This is a genomic window from Pedobacter sp. 01T416_2 (assembly GCF_056398925.1).
The window spans coordinates 1-1114 of the sequence record NZ_JBFTQI010001193.1 but is presented as its reverse complement, the minus strand read 5'-3'; the positions used below and the strand labels follow the sequence as shown (position 1 = coordinate 1114).

The window sequence follows — 1114 nt, the reverse complement described above, 5'->3', positions numbered from 1 at the left end:
GAATTGACGATATGTATTGGACATTAGAATTAGCATCGCACTTGGAAGACGCACCATGGCCTGCAACTAAAGACGAATTAATTGATTATGGTATCCGCTCTGGTGCCCCAGTAGAAGTAATTGAAAACTTACAGGCATTAGAAGATGATGGCGAACCTTATGAAACCATTGAGGAAATTTGGCCAGATTACCCAACTAAAGAAGATTTCTTCTTTAACGAGGACGAATACTAAACATTAGAAACTATAAAAAACCTTCCAGCTAAACTGGGAGGTTTTTTTTATGCTTTCATTTCCCATACTATTCGTCATACCGATAAAATAATTACATTTTTTAAACAAAAGTGAAAAGCCAAGTGTTAATACACCAATAATATAACATTGCTAAAAAATTAACACTATGGGAAATTTATTGTATTTAGTCGCAGTAGTATTGGTAATACTCTGGGTGATCGGATTTATATTTCACGGCTTCGGAGACGTTGGCGGTATAATCCACGTTTTATTGGTAATCGCAGTTATTGCAATTCTGCTTAAAGTAATTGGACGGGCAGCGTAAAAAAAATATATCGCACCGATATTCATTGGTTTAGAAGTAGGGGACGCTTTGAAATGGATGGATTAAAAAAGGAGTTTCATTTTTGAAACTCCTTTTTATATTTTTAATTTTTTAACAACAATTCGGCAAGTTCAAGATCAATAGGATAGGTAATTTTAATATTTCCTCTTTCTCCTTCGATGATATTAATCTCATAACCAATAGATTCTACCACGCTTGCGTCATCTGTAAAATGAGCGTCGAACTCTTGGTTGTAAGCTTCTTTAAGAATGCTAAGGCTAAAAGTTTGTGGCGTTTGTACTAAATAGATCTCATCGCGTTTTAATGCCGCTGTTTTATCGTCTCTAAGCAAGCGTACGCTATCGCTTGATTGTACGGCTGCAATAACGTTTCCCTGTAGCTCAGCTTCATTAAAACAGTTGTCGATAAGAGATTTGGAAACGAGCGGACGAACGGCATCGTGAATGGCAACATAACTTTCTTCTTCGATAGCATGGATTGCATTTTTCACAGAGTGAAAACGCTCCGTGCCGCCATCGATAACCTGGTGTGGTAC

General features: G+C 37.1%; 3 protein-coding genes. 2 read left to right on the top strand and 1 reads right to left on the bottom strand.

Translation table 11 applies throughout. From position 1 onward, the window contains the following. The first annotated feature begins 11 nt into the window (after nucleotides 1–11). Together AC1DPQ_RS28485 and AC1DPQ_RS28480 are read left to right on the top strand one after the other, a co-directional pair. The gene (locus AC1DPQ_RS28485) at nucleotides 12–233 is read left to right on the top strand and encodes a DUF2795 domain-containing protein (protein ID WP_010603503.1); all 222 of its coding nucleotides are present in this window, start codon (nucleotides 12–14) and stop codon (nucleotides 231–233) included. A gap of 166 nt (nucleotides 234–399) precedes the next feature. Beyond that, the gene (locus AC1DPQ_RS28480; RefSeq protein ID WP_139180130.1) at nucleotides 400–558 is read left to right on the top strand and encodes a lmo0937 family membrane protein; all 159 of its coding nucleotides are present in this window, start codon (nucleotides 400–402) and stop codon (nucleotides 556–558) included. 103 nt (nucleotides 559–661) lie between these two features. Here the strand turns inward: AC1DPQ_RS28480 and AC1DPQ_RS28475 are convergent. Beyond that, the coding region (locus AC1DPQ_RS28475; RefSeq protein ID WP_477611677.1) for a 2-C-methyl-D-erythritol 4-phosphate cytidylyltransferase at nucleotides 662–1114 on the bottom strand (453 nt) is incomplete at its 5' end.